This is a genomic window from Cupriavidus sp. SIMBA_020, assembly GCF_046535395.1.
Taxonomy (GTDB): Bacteria; Pseudomonadota; Gammaproteobacteria; order Burkholderiales; family Burkholderiaceae; genus Cupriavidus; species Cupriavidus campinensis.
This window is the reverse complement of the sequence record NZ_JAWRWU010000628.1, coordinates 1-270: the sequence shown is the minus strand read 5'-3', so window position 1 is coordinate 270 and position 270 is coordinate 1. Positions and strand designations below refer to the sequence as shown.

The 270-nt window shown below is 62.6% G+C and carries 1 pseudogene; it reads right to left on the bottom strand.

The annotated features are described in order from the left end of the window. Positions 1–270, bottom strand: a pseudogene (locus tag SB751_RS30810) (type VI secretion system tip protein VgrG); the annotation flags it as partial.

Here is a 270-nt window from a genome sequence, read left to right as displayed (position 1 = left end):
CCGATAGCGACCCATTCGCCCTTACGCGGCACATGAACCGCACCGTAGCCGTCACCGGTGTCGCCCTGCATGACGCGCATCCACGGCGACGTGTTGTACTCGTCCGGCTTACTCTGCCGGTCCCATGCGAATCGGCCACGGATCTCGTTGTTCTTGTTCGTCCACGCTTCCTCGCCGTTCGGTGCGCCGACCAGCAGATGCTCAACCTGCATCACCGGCTTCTTGTGTTCGAGCGGACTACGGTAGACGACATCGGCACGCTGCGCTTCG